The sequence below is a fragment of the Luteolibacter sp. genome (assembly GCF_058122085.1).
Map to the genome: position 1 here is coordinate 1 of NZ_JBIKBQ010000089.1, position 17,848 is coordinate 17,848.

At 63.0% G+C, this 17,848-nt stretch carries 15 protein-coding genes; 12 read left to right on the forward strand and 3 right to left on the reverse strand.

The features are described 5' to 3' along the window. The first annotated feature begins 217 nt into the window (after positions 1-217). The 6 genes from AC4DF4_RS13540 to AC4DF4_RS13565 all read left to right on the forward strand — a co-directional run bounded on the left by AC4DF4_RS13540 (position 218) and on the right by AC4DF4_RS13565 (position 8,026). Positions 218-2,023: a sialate O-acetylesterase gene (locus AC4DF4_RS13540; protein WP_490048641.1), complete on the forward strand. Its 1,806-nt coding sequence runs from the start codon at positions 218-220 to the stop codon at positions 2,021-2,023. A gap of 41 nt (positions 2,024-2,064) precedes the next feature. Further along, complete coding sequence (locus AC4DF4_RS13545) at positions 2,065-3,801, forward strand: alpha/beta hydrolase (protein WP_490048642.1); 1,737 nt, start codon at positions 2,065-2,067, stop codon at positions 3,799-3,801. A 98-nt stretch (positions 3,802-3,899) separates the two neighbouring features. After that, entirely contained in the window at positions 3,900-4,376 is a 477-nt protein-coding gene (locus AC4DF4_RS13550) for a PDZ domain-containing protein (RefSeq protein ID WP_490048643.1), read from the forward strand. Positions 4,377-4,404: 28 nt separating this feature from the next. Further along, a complete protein-coding gene (locus AC4DF4_RS13555; RefSeq protein WP_490048644.1) occupies positions 4,405-5,637 on the forward strand; it encodes a sialate O-acetylesterase in 1,233 nt (410 codons plus the stop codon). A 321-nt stretch (positions 5,638-5,958) separates the two neighbouring features. Then, positions 5,959-6,798: a pantoate--beta-alanine ligase gene (panC, locus tag AC4DF4_RS13560; protein ID WP_490048645.1), complete on the forward strand. Its 840-nt coding sequence runs from the start codon at positions 5,959-5,961 to the stop codon at positions 6,796-6,798. Between the two features lie 112 nt (positions 6,799-6,910). Then, positions 6,911-8,026, forward strand: coding sequence for an adenosine deaminase (locus AC4DF4_RS13565; protein ID WP_490048646.1), 1,116 nt, complete (start codon positions 6,911-6,913; stop codon positions 8,024-8,026). Here AC4DF4_RS13565 and ygfZ read toward each other — a convergent pair. Genes ygfZ through AC4DF4_RS13580 form a run of 3 tightly spaced genes read right to left on the reverse strand, consistent with a single transcriptional unit; the run spans position 8,016 to position 10,512 of the window. Then, entirely contained in the window at positions 8,016-8,849 is an 834-nt protein-coding gene (ygfZ, locus tag AC4DF4_RS13570; RefSeq protein WP_490048647.1) for a CAF17-like 4Fe-4S cluster assembly/insertion protein YgfZ, read from the reverse strand. The genes AC4DF4_RS13565 and ygfZ overlap by 11 nt on opposite strands. After that, positions 8,846-9,700 (reverse strand): NAD(P)-dependent oxidoreductase, encoded by an 855-nt coding sequence (locus AC4DF4_RS13575; protein ID WP_490048648.1) that lies wholly within the window; start codon positions 9,698-9,700, stop codon positions 8,846-8,848. Before AC4DF4_RS13575 ends, ygfZ begins: the two co-directional genes overlap by 4 nt. Continuing rightward, a complete protein-coding gene (locus AC4DF4_RS13580) occupies positions 9,697-10,512 on the reverse strand; it encodes a hypothetical protein (RefSeq protein WP_490048649.1) in 816 nt (271 codons plus the stop codon). Before AC4DF4_RS13580 ends, AC4DF4_RS13575 begins: the two co-directional genes overlap by 4 nt. A 370-nt stretch (positions 10,513-10,882) precedes the next feature. Between AC4DF4_RS13580 and rho the strand changes: the two genes are divergently transcribed. The 6 genes from rho (at position 10,883) to AC4DF4_RS13610 (ending at position 17,830) form a co-directional block, all read left to right on the forward strand. Then, the gene (gene rho / locus AC4DF4_RS13585; RefSeq protein ID WP_490048650.1) at positions 10,883-12,757 is read left to right on the forward strand and encodes a transcription termination factor Rho; all 1,875 of its coding nucleotides are present in this window, start codon (positions 10,883-10,885) and stop codon (positions 12,755-12,757) included. A 73-nt stretch (positions 12,758-12,830) separates the two neighbouring features. After that, positions 12,831-14,486, forward strand: coding sequence for a lipase family alpha/beta hydrolase (locus AC4DF4_RS13590; RefSeq protein WP_490048651.1), 1,656 nt, complete (start codon positions 12,831-12,833; stop codon positions 14,484-14,486). Positions 14,487-14,493: 7 nt separating this feature from the next. Further along, positions 14,494-15,498 (forward strand): 2-hydroxyacid dehydrogenase, encoded by a 1,005-nt coding sequence (locus tag AC4DF4_RS13595; protein ID WP_490048652.1) that lies wholly within the window; start codon positions 14,494-14,496, stop codon positions 15,496-15,498. A 149-nt stretch (positions 15,499-15,647) separates the two neighbouring features. Then, entirely contained in the window at positions 15,648-15,845 is a 198-nt protein-coding gene (locus tag AC4DF4_RS13600) for a hypothetical protein (protein ID WP_490048653.1), read from the forward strand. A 110-nt stretch (positions 15,846-15,955) separates the two neighbouring features. Then, positions 15,956-17,350: an NADH-quinone oxidoreductase subunit NuoF gene (gene nuoF, locus AC4DF4_RS13605; protein WP_490048654.1), complete on the forward strand. Its 1,395-nt coding sequence runs from the start codon at positions 15,956-15,958 to the stop codon at positions 17,348-17,350. 36 nt (positions 17,351-17,386) lie between these two features. Continuing rightward, positions 17,387-17,830 carry a DoxX family protein gene (locus AC4DF4_RS13610; protein WP_490048655.1) on the forward strand — a complete coding sequence of 148 codons (444 nt, stop codon included), beginning with the start codon at positions 17,387-17,389 and terminating at the stop codon, positions 17,828-17,830. The last annotated feature ends 18 nt before the right edge of the window (positions 17,831-17,848 follow it).

Below are 17,848 nucleotides of genomic sequence, written 5' to 3' on the forward strand. Positions count from 1 at the left end.
TTCTCTTCAAACTGGGGATCCGGACTGAAGTTGAAGGACTTGATCTGGTTGCAGCAAAAGAGGTTGAGCGGTCCGTGCCATGATTGAATCATAGCACAGACTGCTCCAAATGCACAGTTATTTCAAGTACGGTGCACTAGTCAGGGAAAATGCGCCGATCCACCGTTTTGTGCAGGATGGCTGCATTCATTACCGTAACGGACCCCCTCATCCCATCATGATACGCTCCCTCAGCCTGCCCCTTGCCATCTTCATCCTCGCCGCCTGCCCGGTCGTCACCGAAGCGGGGCCTCTCAAGGTGCACGGCATCTTCGCCAGCAACATGGTTCTCCAGCGCGACAAGCCGATCGTGGTCTGGGGCTGGGCGGAGCCCGGCAAGTCGGTATCGGTCCAGCTAGGTAAGGACAAGGCAGATGCCAAAGCAGCCGGCGACAAAGGTCGCTGGGAGGTGAGTTTCCCGGCGCGCGAGGCGAGTGCGGAACCGCAGGCCATGGTCGTGACCACCGGCAACGAGAAGGTGGAAATGGCCAACGTCGTCGTCGGCGACGTGTGGGTCATGACCGGCCAGAGCAACATGGCATTCCCTCTTGGCAAAACGCAGCATGCCGACATCGAGATCGTCCAGTCGAACCTCCCGCTGCTGCGTTTCTTCTCGATCGACCCGAACGAACAATCCTCGCCGCAGGAGGACATCCCGGCGGAGAAGATCGCGACGAAGGGATGGGCGGTGTCGAGCCCGGAGACATCCCGCGACTTTTCCTGCATCGGCTACATCTTCGGCGCCCGGCTCCAGCGGTCGCTGGGCATTCCCATCGGCCTGATCAAGAGCGCCCGCGGTGGTGCCTCGATCGAGGCCATCGTCCCCAGCCACAAGTTCGAGGAGCACCCGCTCGCCAAACGCTACGCGGAATCCGTGAAGCAGAAGATCGCGGCCTTTGACAAGGAAGCGACCTCCCTGCAGGTTTGGAACAACCAGCTCGCGAGAGCGAAGTCCAAGGGGCTGCCGGAAGACAAATGGCCGAAGAAGCCGGTGAACGGCGACAACCTGACCTCATGGAACATCCCCGGCATGAGCGCCAGCGACATGGGCAGCATCCACAACGGCATGTTCGGCGTATTCAAGGGATACAACATCAAGGGGGTGCTTTTCCACCAAGGCTTCAACAACGCCATGATGAAAGTCTGCCGCCCGCAGCGCTACCGGGTGCTCATGAAGCTGATGGTCGAAGGCTGGCGCGATGATTTCAAGGATCCCACGCTTCCGGTGGGCGTGATCGGCTTCTGCGCCGGGGGCAACACGCAGAACGAGGACAATTTCGAGGCGGAATCCTTCGCCGGCGCCCCCTTCATCCGCGAAGCCCAGCGGCTCGGCCTAGCCGACGTCGGGGATCCGGTGAACACCGCCTTTCTGCCGGCCTACGATGTGCAGGTTCCCGGACTGCATCCCCTGAAAAAGCGCGATCACGGCGAGCGGGCGGCACGCTGGGCGCTTGCGAAGATCTACGGCCAGAAGGGCATGCGCTGGGAAACCGCCTCGCTCGTCTCGGCGGTGCCGCAGGGCGATGAGATGATCCTCACCTTCAGCCAAAAGGTGTTGCCGGACGACATGAACAGCATCCCCCGCGGGTTCTCGATCGCCGGTGAGGACGGCAAGCTTTACATGGCGCATGCCCGCTATCGGTCCACCCCGGATGGATCCCGCTGGAAGATCGACCCCACGATCATCCATGTCTGGAGCCCGCTCGTGAAGAAGCCCGTCGCCGTCCGCTACGGCTGGGCGACCAGCCCGATGGGCAATCTCAAGATCGCCGGCCAGGAGTCGCTTCCGTTCCCAAGCTTCCGCACCGACAACTGGGCCTGGCCCGAAAGCGAGGACCCCGAGGTCGGCATGGTAGGCAGCGCTGAGGAGAAGGCCATCGTGCAGGAAGCGGCCCAGCGCTGCGACTACCGCCGCACCGAGGAGGCCAAGCGCGGCGTCGAGATCCTCGAGCGGATCAATGTTCTCGGTCAGACGAAAAAGTAAGGAGCGATATGATGAAAAAGACATTGATTGTTGGTTATTGCATGTTGGTCACCGCTCTGGCGTGCGCCGGAGAGCGGGTCGGGCTGTGGCCGGAGGGAAAGATCCCGGATTTCCAGCCCCAACAGATCGCGGCAACCACCCGGGAGGTGAAGGCGCCGGGATTCAAGGCGGCGGAGCATGCCATGCCGCATCTGGACTGGTATGAGGCCCCTGCGGAGAAAAACGGCGGCTGCATGTTGCTCATTTCCGGCGGCGGTTATCAGAATTGCTGCGACGGGATGTGGATTGACCGGGTCGCGCAAAAATTCACCGGGCTCGGGTTCGTTTGCGTGAACCTCACCTACCGGACGCCGCGCCCCCAAGGGCTGCCGCTCTATCAGAGCGCGTGGGAGGACGGCCAGCGCGCCGTCCGGCTCGTCCGCAGCGAGGCACAAAAGCGCGGTTTCGATCCGGAGAAGATCGGCGCGCTCGGGTTCTCCGCGGGGTCGCACCTGACGGTCCTGCTTGCGACGAGCGCACTCACGCCGGCTTACGGTGCGATCGACGACCTCGACCAGCTTCCGTGCCACGTCAACTGGGCGGTGCCAGTCTACACCGCCTACGCGCTGACGGACGGGCTCACCGGACCTAACACGCGCGAAGGCGACGCGATCGACGCCGAGCTCTCCGACGTGTTCAAGTTCGACGCGAAGACCTGTCCGATGGCCCTCTTCCACGGCGGGACGGACGCCTATTCGCCGAACGGTTCCACACAGATCTACCGCCAGCTCCGCAGGATGAAAATCCCGGCCGAGATCCATCTCTTCGCGGATCGTCCCCACGGTTTCATGGGCGACCCGGGCAAAGGCGAGCAGGGCACCGCCTACGACAATTGGCTCGATCGTGTCACCGAGTTCCTCCGCCAGATGAATTTCGACGGGTGTCTCGGTGCGGAAGAGGATTTGATGGTCCGTTATCCAAATGACGACGCGCGCGGCGAATACCGCAAGCAACCGCTCTGGCCGGAAGGCAAAATGCCGGATGTGCAGAAGAACCAGTGCCAGCCTTATCTTGAGTGGCATCTGCCAAAGGAACTCAAGACGAAGGCAATCCAGATCATCTATTCGGGCGGTGCCTACAACGGCAACGACCCGAACGGATTCGAAGTCGCGCCGACACGGCGATACCTGAATGAAAAGGGCATGGCGGTCGTGACGATGAAGTATCGCACTCCGCGACCGCAGGGCGAACTGGCCAAGCACACGACGGCGTGGCAGGATCTGCAGCGCGCCATCCGGATCGTCCGCAGCGAGGCTGCGGCCAAAGGGCTCGATCCCGACCGCATCGGCATCATGGGTTCCTCGGCCGGCGGCCACCTAACACTCATGGGCGCGACCAGCTCGAAACGCCGTTCCTACGCGCCGATCGACGATCTCGATAAGCTTCCCTGCAACGTGCGGTGGGCGGTCGCGATCTATCCGGCATACGCGCTCACCGACGGCGCGGAATCCCCGAACACCAAGGGCGGCAACGAGGACGACGCCAGGCTCGTCCCTGAGTTCTCGTTCGACCTCGCGACCTGTCCGATCCTGTTCATCCACGGCGATGCGGACGGTTGGGCGCCGATGAATTCGGTGAAATGCTGGGAGCAGCTTCGCCGGATGGGAATCCAGTCAGATCTCCACACGCTGGTCGGACGCGGGCACTGCTTCCAAAGGAAGGCGGCCCCGGAGACGGGAAGCTACACTTGGATGGGGCGCATTTGGGAATTCATGAACCATGAGGGGTTCAACAAGTAAACAAGGATTCCCACCGATCCATTCAAAAATCCAAAATCAACAAGCGTCAATCGTCAATCTCTCCCTTTTCTTACTCGGCACGTTCCCATCAATCTCCCATGCACACCAACACCTTCTACCGCTGCGCCTGCCTGATTGCACTGTTTGCCACCGGCCACCTCCGCGCCGCCGAGCCTCAAGGACCGCCGGACCTCACCAAGGACCGCAATGTCGACCGCAAGCAGACCTACAATCTCGGTGCCACCGGACTCCGCGGGTGGATCTATCTGAAACCAGCGACCTATTTCGACGGGCTTCAAGGACGCACCACCGCACCCAGCCGTCAGATTCTCGTCACCCATGTCGGCGCGAATTCGCCGGCGGACGGGATCGTGCAGGTGGACGACGTTATTGTCGGCGTCGGCGGCAGACCGTTCACCGACGACGCGCGCAAGAGCATCGCCGTGGCGATCCAGGAGGCCGAGAAGGAAGCCAATGGCGGAATCCTCAAGCTCACCTGCTGGCGGGCGGGCGAAGTGAAGGAGTTGGAACTGAAGTTGCGGGTGATCGGAACCTACGCCGACACCGATCACTGATCTCTCGGCACTTCTTCCCACTCCATCCATGAAATCCACCACCGCATTCCTAGCATCCTTGCTTCTCGCCATCGTCAGCGTCGAAGCGAAGCCACTCAAAGTCTTCATCCTCGCCGGCCAGTCGAACATGGAGGGCCACGCGCGCGTCGAGACCTTCGACTACATCGGTGACGATCCCGCCACCGCTCCGCTGCTCAAGCAGATGCGCGGACCCGACGGCAAGCCCGCCGTCGCCGACTACACGTGGATCTCCTACCTGACCGGCCATTACGAAGGTAACGCCAACGGCGAGGGCACCGGCAAGCTCACCGCGGGATACGGCGCGAGGGGTGACCAACCCACGAAGGACGGCGGCAAGATCGGCCCCGAGTTCACCTTCGGCCTGACCATGGAGGCCGCGCTCAAGGAACCGGTCCTGCTCATCAAGACCGCGTGGGGCGGCCGCAGCCTGAACACCGAATTCCGCCCGCCCAGCGCCGGGCCCTACCTGTTCAGCGAGGCGCAGATCGAGCAGATGAAAAAGCAGGGCAAGGACATCGAGGCGGAGAAGGCCAAAAAGGCGAAGGAATCCGGCCGCTTCTACCGCTTCATGGTCGATCACGTGAAAAGCGTGCTCGCCGATCCCAAGCGCGTCTGCCCGGCCTACAATCCCGCCGATGGTTATGAAATCTCCGGCCTCGTCTGGTTCCAGGGCTTCAATGACCTCGTGGACGGCGGCACCTACCCCAACGGCCCCGATGGCAAGACCCGGGATTACTCGGAATACAGCGGCTTGATGGCCGATCTCATCCGCGACGTGCGCAAGGATCTGGACGCACCCAAGATGCCCTTTGTGATCGGCGTGCTCGGCGTGGACGGCCTGAATGCGAAGGGCAACACGATCGCTTTCCGCGAAGCCATGGCCGCTCCCGCGTCGCTGCCGGAATTCAAAGGCAACGTCGCCGCGGTGGAAACCGCGCCCTTCTGGGCGGAGGAACTCGCAGCCATCGACCAGAAGCGCGCCAAGGTGAAACAGATGGCCCATCTGCTCAAGGTGAAGGACAAGAACACCCCGAACAAGGACGGCTCGATGGACGAGGCCCAACAGAAGGAAACCCTCAAGAAATACGAAGCCGAACTCATCAGTCCGGAGGAAGCCACCAAGTGGACACGCGGCGCATCGAACGCCGGCTATCACTACATGGGGTGTGCCAAAACGTTCGCCCTCATGGGCAAGGCCTTCGCCGATGCCAACCTTGAGATGTTGGAGGGGCGGCCCTGACTCATGACCGATGACCATTGACTGATGCCCCTTCTTCACTCTGCTCTTCCCATCCACGATCCTCAATCCGCCATTCCTCCTATTCCCTTTCCCAGAGACTTCCCGCCGCATGAGTGCTGAAACCACAATCAGAAATGTGAATCCGATTACTCTGACCCCATTCACTCCATTCAAGGACGACCGCCGACCGACCTTCACCACGGCCGAGTTCATCGAGGGCGGGACGATCGGACCGGTGCCGGGGTGATGACGGACCGAGGATCAGGCGGAAATCGGAAATCCGCTCTTCCCTGCGTTCTGAAAACCCGCAGACTCCGCCGCATGAAAGTCGCGGACACCGGCAGCGCCCTGAGAGGGATTTTGAAAAACGCCCCCGCCCCCCGCGTCCTCGTGCCGACCATGGGAGCCCTTCACCCCGGCCACCTTTCGCTGATGCGCCGCGCCCGCGAAATCGCCGGACCGGGCGGCACCGTCGTCGTTTCCATCTTCGTCAATCCCATCCAGTTCGACCGAGCCACCGACCTCGACACCTACCCGCGGCCGATGGCGAGCGACCTCGCCGCCTGCGAAACCGCCGGGGTGAATGTCGTTTTCGCGCCGACGGCCGAGTCGATGTATTTCCCGGACCGCTCCGTCACCGTCACCGAGAATTCGCTCTCCCGCGGCCTTTGCGGAGCCACTCGACCCGGCCATTTCGACGGCGTCTGCACCGTGGTCCTCAAGCTCTTCCTTCTATCCGGCTGTGAGGCCGCCGTCTTCGGCGAGAAGGATTTCCAACAGCTCGCCGTCATCCGCCGGATGGTCCGCGACCTCGACGTGCCGGTGGAAATCGTCGCCTGCCCCACCGTCCGTGAGGCCGACGGACTCGCGATGTCGTCGCGCAACACCCGCCTCACCGCGGTCCAACGCGCCGACGCGCCGCGCATCCGCCGGGCGTTGTTAGCTGTTGCGACGCTCGGCGCTCCCGCGGAAATTCTCGCCTCCGCCCGCGCCGCCATCGAGACCTCGCCGCTCGCCCGCATCGACTACCTCGCCCTCGTCGATGCGGAGACGCTGCAGCCCGTCACGGAAATCCTCCGTCCCGCCATCCTCGCCACCGCGGTCTTTTACGGCGAGGTGCGGCTCATCGATCATGTCATGATTCAGGCCGGCCTTGGATAAAGAGATCGAGGAATTGAAAGTGGATGGGCGTTTAAGGGCCGCGGACGCGCCATGCGTGCGGCCCGAATTTCCTCCTCCCCTTGCCCCGGAAACCCGCTAAGGTTTTGCGCAAATGAGTATTCTGGCCCAGCCGAAAACACTCCGGGGGAAGGCGCTCACGGAAGCGGTGGATATCCGCACGCTGCCGAAAGTCCTTCTCCATGAACATCTCGATGGCGGGCTTCGACCAGCCACCGTGATCGAACTCGCCGCGGAGCTTGGCTACCAGGGCCTTCCCACCACCGATCCCACGGACCTCGCCGCCTGGTTCCACCGCGGCGCGCAGCGCGGAAATCTACCTGAATATCTGGAGGGCTTCGCCCACACGACCTCGGTGATGCAGACGCCGGAGGCGCTGGAACGGGTCGCCTTCGAATTCATCGAGGACATGTATCACGACGGCGTGGTCTATGCGGAGGTCCGCTTCGCGCCGGTCTATCACACGACGCGTGGATTGCCCCAGGATGAAGTCGTGGCCGCCGTGATCCGCGGGCTGGAACGCGGCGAGCGCACCTACGGCGTCGAGTGGGGGCTGATCCTCTGCGCGATGCGCCACATGCCGGACTCGCTCGAAGCCGCGGAACTCGCAATCCGCAACCGCGACCTCGGCGTGGTCGGCTTCGACCTCGCGGGTGGCGAACATGGCTTTCCGCCCAAAAAACACGTCGAGGCGTTTCAAGCCATCGAGCGGGCGAATTTCTATATCACGATCCATGCAGGCGAGGCTTACGGACCCGAGTCGATCTGGCAGGCGCTGCAATATTGCGGCGCGCACCGGCTCGGCCACGCCACCCGCCTGCGCGACGACACCGAGATCCTGCCGGACGGAAGCATGAAACTCGGCCGGCTCGCCCAATATATCCTCGACCGCCGCGTCCCGCTGGAAATGTGCCTGCTCAGCAACCTGCACACCGGCGCCTGCCCGAGTTTGGAAGAACATCCCTTCGGCGCCTTTTTCCGCCGCGGGTTCCGCGTGTGCCTCAACACCGACGACCGCCTGATGAGCGACACCTCGATGACGCGGGAAACCACGCTGGCCACCGAACTGTTCGACCTGAGCCTCGGCGAACTCGAAAAGCTCTCGCTCAACGGGATCAAAAGCGCGTTCGCGCCCTTTGACAAACGCCTCAAGATCATCTTCGAAGCCATCAAACCCGGTTTCGCGGCAGCGCGAGCCGCTATGCCGTAGCCACCGGATAGATCGTTCCGTCCGCCGCTTTGAAAAACAACTCAGTCGCACCGCGCTTCACATACCCGAGGGCGTGACGGACACCGGCGGTGGCTAACGAAGAAACGCTCGTCACCTCCCCCGCGGCGTTTTCCAAGGGGCCGGCAGCCACCGGAACAGCCGCATCGAAAACGAACTTGGCGAGCCGCCTGTTCACCCTCCCCGCGGACTTGATGCGGGAAATGACTTCCTGGCCGATGTAGCAGCCCTTGTGATAGGAAATGTCGGTTTCCTCAAGCAGCGCCTCGGGCGGGAGCATGCCTTCCAGCAATTCGCGGCCCCACGCGGGAACACCGTTCCCGATGCGCAGCGACTCCAGCGCGTCACCTTCCAACAATTCCACTCCAGCCGGAAACTCGACCGCCACACCCACAGGAATCCACCAGTCGGTGCCGGGGACTCCGAACCGGTCCGACTCGCGGGCGGCCACTCCCGACGGCGGCGCCGGCATCGTTCCGGTGAAATGATGCAATGCGTATTTCCCGGATAGATCGTCAACTTCCACGTCGTCGGCGATGAGATAGCGGGTCAAACGCGCTTCGAGATCCTCCGCCCATCCGGCAAGTCCGGCGATCCACAACGCGCCGTCGGCGGCTTCCGTCACGGTCACCCGGAATTGCAGGCGGCCCTTCGCGTCGGTCACGCAGGACGGCAGCGAGATTTCCCCGCCCGCCACCCGGCGCACGTCCTGCGTGAGCTGGCCGTTGAGAAACCGCACCGCGTCCGGACCGCGGAATTCCAGCAGCGACGGAGAGCCAAGGTCGATCCGGTGAGTTCCGCTCACGCCGTTTCCTGATAGGGTTTCACGACCACCGAGTAATCCATATCTCCCAGACCATCGGCGTCAAGCTCGCCCATGCGCTTCGACACGGCGGCGATCGCGGGCGTGTGCAAGCCGGCGGATGCCGCGAGCGCGAGCATGTAGCGGGTGTCCTTGCCCATGTTGGAGAGCGAAAAATGGGTCTCGAAATCTCCCACCGCCATCGTGGGAAGTTTCATTCCGGTTAGCACCGAGCCGCTCGCGTTGCCGGCCACCGCCTGGATCAAACAGTCGGTGGAAACTCCCTGGCTGGTAATGATGGCGAGCGCTTCCGCCAATGCTTGCACGGTGCAGGCGGAGATCAAATTCGTGGCCAGCTTCACCACCGTCGCGGTGCCGACCTCGCCGCAATGCTGCTGGCTTTTGCTGGTCACGCCGAGATACGGCTTCAGGTCTTCCGCCAGCCCGGCATCGCCGCCGGTATAGTAAACCAACTGCCCGTTGGCAGAGGCGACCTTGCTGCCGGTGAACGGCGTGTCGAGAAACCGGCAGCCACGGGAAAGACACACTCCCTGCAGCCACATCGTGGTTTCCAAATCCAGGGTCGCGTGATTCAAAACGATCTGGCCGGCTTGCAGAAACGTCTCGATCCGCCCGACGACTTCCCGCACCGCGGGCGCGTCTTTCAGATAGATCGAGATCACCGACGCGCCATCGATCGCCGCCTCCGGAGTCTCGGTTTCGCCCGCGAGCCCTTTCGCCGTACGGTTCCAGCAGGTCACCCGCCAACCCGCGCCCAACAGACGGGAACAAGCACGTGAGCCGATGATGCCGAGCCCCAGGACGGCCGCCCGCTTTCCAACAGGAAGACTCATTGCTGGCGTTGCAATGCGAGTTCCACCAGCTTCGCCGCTTGCTTGCGGATTTCCGCCATCAGCGCGGGCGTGGGGTCCTTGCCTTCTTCCAGCGTCATTTCCGTGCGCAGCCCGGCGAGGATATCGCGCATCGCCAGATAGTTGGGCCGCTCGGAAATCCTCGGCTCCAGCCCGGCCACCGACTCGGTGTAATAATCCGCAATGTCCTCGCGCATCACCTTGCGGGCGCGCTCCGGAGAGAACTGTTTGTCCACCGCCACGGTCGAGACCTCCAGCGCGCGGATCCATCCGCCGAGCGAAATCAAGTGCGCCAGGTCCGCGTCCCTCAGGGAAACGAGTTCCTGTTCCACGTCTCGCTGGGTGGCGGTGAGCTCCTTCTTGAGCTGCTCGACATTCTTGTTCTTGGCGCTGTCTAGCAAACTTGCGGCGTGACGGTTGACGCGGTCCCCCGCTCCCAGCGCCTTGCCATAACGGGTCAAATCCTTGGCGAGTTCCTCGACCTGGTCGAGTTGTTCGGCCTGTACCACCAGGAATCCATCGGCGATCAGGAACCCCAGCTCGATGGCCAGATCCGCGCGGTCCTGCGACATCCGCGCCGGCATCTTGCGGGCGACCTCGGCGATCGGCAGCGGCATCAGGAACTGCAAGGTGTCGAACAGCTTCGAAATCGACGGCGCGGTGAATTCATTCACCGCGAGTTCTTCTCGCACGTGGGCGTCATCGACCAAATCCTTCGGGATGGCGACGTTGTTGTCCGCGGCTTGCTCTTCAGCGGAAAGCGGAAGCAGCAACGCGGCCAATGCGGCTAACACACATGTTCGGCTCGGTCTCACGGCGAAAGTCTGCCATCGCCCGCCGCGCTCGGCAACCGACAAAATTCACGGCACATCGCGCCGCCCCCCGACCAACCGACGGCCGGGACCCGCCCTGAAAATTTGAATTGCCAAGCGTTCCCCGCTGACGCACCTTTTGGCAGTTGGGACGACGGAACGGTGTTTCCCGTCAAGTTTCCGAACCACCACTTGGGTTGACGCCCACCTGCCCTGCCGGACCTTGGAAGCCTTTTCAGGCAAATCAAGTCGGCTCACCCCCAGGATCGTCACCTCCCACCCTGCCCCGCGGATTGGCGAGTGATTCCACTCACATCCCCGCCCAGCACCCCAACTTTCCAACCGATTCCGGATGAGCAACGATACCGACCAAGACACCCCGCCCGCAACCAAGCGGGTGGCCAAAAAAGCAGCCACCAAGACCGCCGCGAAGAAAGTGGCAGTCAAAAAAACCGCTGTGAAGAAAACCGCCGCGAAAAAGGTTGTTAAAAAGTCCGCCGCGGCGACTGCCGTCACTCCGGAACTTCCTTTCACCACGCCGCCGGTTTCGAATCCGGTTCCAGCCCCCGAGGCAGCCCCGCGTGCTGCGCGACCCTCACGGGCGAAAAGAGTCGCGGCCGAGCCGGCCCAGGCCGAGCAAGCACCCGCCCAAGCCTCCGAACCCGCGGCGCGCCGTTTCGGCCGCGTGCCCGGCGGCGGTCCGGTGGTTGCCCGCGAACCTGCGGAATCACGCGCTCCCGCTCCTCAAATTTCCACTCCTTTTCCACAGCCGTCCTCTCCACCGGAAGCGCGTGAAATCCGCACCCCGTCCGGTCCGCCACGCGACCAGGAGCAGCGCGAACGCCCGCCCCAAGAAGGGCAACCACGGGATTCCCAACAGCGCGAAGGCCAGAATCGCGACGCCCAAGGACAGCAACGCACCGGCGAAAGCCGCAGCAAACGCCGCCGCGACAAACGCAAACGCCGCGCCGGCGAGCGCCAGGAACAGCAAGGCCCGCCACCAGCCCAGCACGGACAACATCCCCCGCAGCAGCGCAACCGCCACGAAGGCGGTGGCCCACAACGCGGTCCCAGCGATTTCGACGAGCGCCGCCCGGTCCAGCTCGCCGGCCCGAAAATCGAGGCCGATGGCCTGCTCGAGCTAGCCCCCAAAGGCTTCGGCTTCCTCCGCATTCCGGGGAAAAATTTCGAACAAGCCCGCGACGACGTCTTTGTCACGCCCGAGACCATCCGCAAATACAACCTGCGCCCCGCCCAGTGGATCCACGGGATCTATCAGGAAGGCCCGCGCGGCCCGCAGCTCGTCGAGATCACCCAGATCAACGGCATGCCGCCCGAGGAAGCCTCCAAGCTCCCGCATTTCGACGAACTCAAGGCGATCAACCCGACCCGGCGGATCAGTTTCGAAACCACGCCCGAGCGCTTCACCACCCGCGTCGTGGACATCATGGCCCCGGTCGGCCGCGGCCAGCGCGGCCTCATCGTTTCCCCGCCCCGCTCGGGAAAAACCACGCTGCTCCTCCACATGGCGGAAGCAATCCGCGAGAAATACGACGAAGCCATCCACCTCATGGTCGTGCTCGTGGACGAGCGCCCCGAGGAAGTCACCGAGTTCCGCCGCGCCCTCCCCGGCGCGGAAATCTACGCCAGCTCCAATGACGAGCAGCCGCGCAACCACACCCGCATCGCGGAGATGGCCATCGAGCGCGCCAAGCGCCTGGTAGAAGCCGGCCAGGATGTTTTCCTAATCATGGATTCCATCACCCGCCTCGCCCGCGCCTACAACGCCGGCATGAGCATGAACAGCCGCGGCCGCGGCACCGGCTCGGGGGGCATTACCATCGGCGCGCTCGAAGTGCCTCGCCGCCTGTTCGCCGCCGCTAGAAACACCCGCGGCGGAGGCTCGCTCACCATCATGGCCACCGCCCTGATCCAGACCAACTCCCGCGCCGACGAGGCCATCTACATGGAGTTCAAGGGCACCGGCAACATGGAGCTCGTCCTCGACCGCAAGATCGCGGAAAACTATATCTATCCGGCGGTCGACATCTTCAAGTCCGGCACCCGCCGCGAGGAGCTCCTGCTGGCCGACCACATGCTGCACAAGATCCACCTCATCCGCCGCGGCCTCTCCGGCCACCGCCCGGCGGAGGCGATGGAGCGCCTGCTGTTCTTCCTGAAGAAATTCCCCAACAACCCGCAGATGCTGCTGGAGATCAAGGGCTGAGCGACCAAGTCGATCATTAGGGGCAGCCCGATGCCCTGATCGAGAATCCCTGTCAGGCCAGCCCCCCCTGCTCATGCACCTTTCAGAATCACCCGCCCGCTTTGTCGCCGGGCTTGCAGCATGCCTCCTCGGCTCCTGCGGAACCGTCCTGCCGCCCGCCGAGCAAGCCGCCGCCGAACTGAAAGGCAACACCCTCGCCTCCGCCGATGTTCTGTTAAAAACGGCCGGCCGCCACACCGCCAATCACGAAGCGGCCACCGTCTATCAAATGCGCGCCGCCGAGATCGCCTGGAGCGCGCTGGACACCGACGGCGGCGACATCAAGGACGTCCGCCAGTTGAGCGAAACCCAACAGCACGCACTGCGGATCATCGCCACCGCCACCGAGGGTGTCGCCGGGAATTTCATCGGGGCGAAATACCAACCCGAGAAGCAATTCAGCCATGCCGGCTACAGCTACCGCGTCAGCGCCGCCATCGCGCCGCGGCCCGGCGTCTATCCGCTCGCCCGCTTGGAATCGGCGCAACCCGCCCGCGAGGTGAAGCGCACGCTTTGCCGGAACTGGCATGTCGAGGAAGGGGTGGGAGCGCCCTTCTCTCCGGTTTGGAAACGCCCGGAGGACCCGCAGGTGCAGCGCTTCGTGAGCAGCCGCAGCTATTTGGAACCGATCACCGGCGTGCTCGAATTCGATGGACCCGCGAAGCCCGGAGCCCCGCGCCGGGCCTCCCTCACCGGCTACGACCCCACCGCCGTTTCCCGGGTCAATCTCGGGCGCACCGGCTATCCGCTCGCCGCGGATTTCACCGCGCCGATCGTCGCGCAGACCGCCGACATCAAGGAATTCAAAATCGCGCTAACCGGGCTCATCCACCCCGGCGCGCTCGATTCCAAGCTGATGCTGCTGGAACCCTACGACCCCGGCCGGATTCCCGTGCTTCTCGTCCACGGCCTCAACTCCCACCCGCGGATGTGGCGCGATGTCATCAACGACCTGCGCGCCGACCCGAAGCTGCGCGGCCGCTATCAGTTCATGATTTTCTATTACCCCACCGGTTGGCCCATCACCTACTCCTCCATGCGCCTGCGCGAGGAACTCGGGGCGTTTGACAGCCTTTTCAAGCACTCGAAGAAAATGGTCATGGTCGGCCACAGCATGGGCGGGCTGCTCTCCCGGATGCAGGTGATCTCGCCCGAACGCAAACTCTGGAACGCGCGGTTCGGCAAGGATGCGGACAAGCTCGACGCCAAGCTCCCACCTAACCACCTGACCAAACGGATGGCCCTGTTTTCTGCCAATCCGGACATCGGCCGTCAAATCTATATCTCCACCCCGCACCGCGGCAGCGGCCTCGCCGACCTCTCACTCACCTCGTGGTTCGTCAAAATCCTCTCCCTCCCCACAACCATCACCAGCGCCTTGATCGATCTCCCCAGCAACCTTGTTTCCCAAGGCACGCTCAACAGCGTTTCCGGACTCTCGCCCGCCAATCCACTCTACCAACAGCTCGACCAAATCCCCATCCAAGTGCCCCACCACTCGATCATCGGCGACCGCGGTCGGGGCAACACGCCGGACAGCAGCGACGGCGTGGTGCCATACTGGAGCTCCCACCTCGGCACCGCCCAGTCCGAGAAAATCGTGCCTGACGGCCATGGCGCCTATGACGACCCGCAGGCGCTTCTCGAACTTCGCCGCATCCTGCTGCTCAACGCGGGAATCAAGGACTAACAAAATCATGAAAGTCACCGTCTTCAGCACCAAGCCCTACGACGAGCAGTTCCTCAGGGAGTTCAACGCGCCCTTCGGCCACCAGCTCGTGTTCATCGAGAACCGGCTCAAACCCGAGACCGCGCTCCTCGCCGATGACTCACCGGCCGTCTGCGCGTTCGTGAACGACGTGCTGGACGCGGAAACGTTAGGGAATCTCGCCCGCGGCGGCACCCGCTTCATCGCCATGCGCTGCGCGGGTTTCAACAACGTCGATCTGGCAGCCGCGAAGGCGCTCGGCCTGCAAGTCGCCCGAGTCCCGGCCTATTCCCCGCACGCCGTCGCGGAACACGCCGTGGCCCTGCTCCTTTGCCTCAACCGGCGCATTCACAAGGCTTACAACCGCGTGCGTGAGGGGAATTTCTCCATCGACGGACTGATGGGCTCCGACGTCCACGGCAAGACCGTCGGAGTCATTGGCACCGGCATCATCGGCAGCATCTTCGCGCGCATCATGACGGGATTCGGCTGCGAGGTGCTGGCCTATGACGTGCATCCGAATCCGGATTGCGTCAAATCCGGTGTCAGCTACGTCAGCCTCGACGAGCTGTTTACCCGCTCGCACGCGATCAGCCTGCATTGCCCGCTGATGCCGCAGACCCTTCACCTCATCGAGGAAAAAACCCTCGCCCGGATGCGCGACGGCGTCTTCATCGTCAATACCAGCCGCGGCGCGCTCATCGATACCGAAGCCGCCATCACCGCCATCAAGTCCGGCCGCATCGGCGGCTTGGCGCTCGATGTCTATGAAGAGGAATCCGAGCTGTTCTTCGAGGACCTTTCCTTCCGCATCATCCAGGACGACGTCTTCATGCGCCTGACCACCTTTCCCAACGTCCTGGTCACCGGCCACCAGGCGTTTTTCACCCGCGAGGCGATGGCGAACATTTCGAAAACAACGCTCTCCAATCTAGCGGACTTCGAGGCCGGCCGCGTTTGTCCGAACCTGGTGAAACTGGATTCAAAGCACTGAGACGGCCGCCGCGATAAATCAGCAACCCGGCGAGTCACTGAAAGTGGTGGGCCAATTAAGCGCTTTCCCACTGGCCGACATGTCGGAGCCGTCCACACCGTCCCCCGCCTTGACTCCAACTTTTCGCACAGCTAATGTGCAGCACAGTCATGAAGGACATCACTTTGAAAATCGACAATGAGACTTTCCTGGCCGCGCAACTCATCCATTCCCGCTATCCAATTTCGCACTGGGATTCGCTGATCCTCGCTTCCGCCCGTGAGGCGGACTGCAGCGTGGTTAACACGGAGGATCTGAGCCACGGACAGGACTTCGACGGAGTGAAAGTCATCAATCCGTTTTTGTAATCGCCGTCCACGCGCGTCGAGGGCAACGCTGCAAATCGGCTGCCAATTTTTGCCGAAATTGGGTTTTGCATGGCGGGTTTCCCTGCCAATACTGCGCCGGACTTTCCCGCATGATCACTTACACCAAGCAGCCACACGCCCGCGAACACCGGCTCATTTTCAAGAACGTGGACCGCGAGGGCTGGGACCCTTCGATCGAGTGCTACCTGCGCGACGGGGGCTACGACGATTTGAAAAAGGCCTTCGCGATGCAGCCGAAGGAGGTCACCGAGGAGGTGAAGAAGTCCGGCCTGCGCGGCCGCGGCGGCGCGGGGTTCCCGACCGGGATGAAATGGACGTTCATCCCGCCGCACAACACCAAGCCGGTCTATCTGATCTGCAACGGCGACGAATCCGAGCCCGGCACTTTCAAGGACCGCTACATTCTCCATCAGGATCCGCACCAGCTCGTCGAGGGCATGGTGATCTCGGCCTACGCGGTCGGGGCGAAGACGGCTTACATTTACATCCGCGAGGAGTTCCCGGAAGCGGCGCTGATCGTCGAGCGGGCGATCGAGGAGGCGCGTGCCCGCAATTTCCTCGGGAAAAACGTGCTGGGCTCCGGCTTCGACGTGGAAATCTACGTCCACCGCGGCGCGGGCGCCTACATCTGCGGCGAGGAAACCGGCTTGATCGAGTCGCTCGAAGGCAAGCGGCCGTATCCGCGGATCAAGCCGCCGTATTTCCCGGCGGCGCTCGGGCTCTACATGTGCCCGACCATCGTGAACAACGTGGAATCGCTCTGCCACGTGAAGCACATCGTCCGCATGGGCGGCGATGAATATGCGAAACTCGGCGTGGCGCGGAACACCGGCACGCGGATCCTCTGCGTCTCGGGCGATGTGAAAAATCCCGGTTATTTCGAGGTCGAGGTCGGCAAGGTCACGATGCGCGAGCTGCTCTACGATATGTGCGGCGGACCGAAGGACGGGTGCGAATTCAAGGCCGTCATTCCCGGTGGTTCGTCTTCGAAGATTTTGAAGTGCAACGAGGTTTTCAAACTCAAGAACCCGGACGGCACGACCAAGGATCTCGATTTTTGGGACATTCAGATGGACTTCGACACGCTCGCCGCCTGCGGCTCGATGGCCGGCTCCGGCGGGGTCATCGTGCTCGACGACACCCGCAAGATGTCGTGGGTGCTCAATAATCTCAACGCCTTCTACGCTCACGAATCCTGTGGCCAGTGCACGCCGTGCCGCGAAGGCTCGACGTGGATGAAGAAGATTTCCGACCGCCTCGTTGCCGGAGAGGCCAGCCCATCCGACATCGACACGCTGGAAAGCGTGGCCTATCAAATCGACGGTCGCACGATCTGCGCTTTCGGCGAAGCATCGTCCTGGCCGGTGGAAGCGATCATCGGGAAATTCCGCGACGAGCTGCTCGCCGACACCAAGCCGGAGAACGCGACGCACCCGCACAATCCCGAGGAGGAGGCGCAGCGGCGCTTCCTGCAACCGGCGTAGCGGCGATCACCGGTCGCCGCGAAGCTCCTCTTTATCATGCAAGCCATCGCCCTCACCGCCCGAGTCCTGCTAGGCACGTGGTTCGTCTATAGCGGCGGCATGAAAATTTTCGGCAGCGGCCTCGACCGTTTCACCCGCGACGTGGCGAACTACCAGCTCGTCAAAGCCCCATGGGACGCGGTGGCGGCTTACTCGGTGCCGTGGTTGGAAGTCGTCGCCGGGCTTTGCCTGATGCTGGGAATCCTCCGGCGCGGGGCGATCCTCACCATCGCCGGACTGGTGGTGGTGTTTTCGATTTCCGTCGGCTGGGCTTGGTCGAAAGGCCTCGATATTTCCTGTGGCTGTCACGGCGGCGACGCGCCGATCCAGTATTGGAACAAGGCCGCGGAGTTCGCCGGCTATTTCATCCTGCTCGGCTGGCTGTGGTGGATGGAGTCGAGAAACGTGGCGGCGATCACCGGTCGCCGCGAGTCTTTGTGATTTGACGGCGACCGGTGA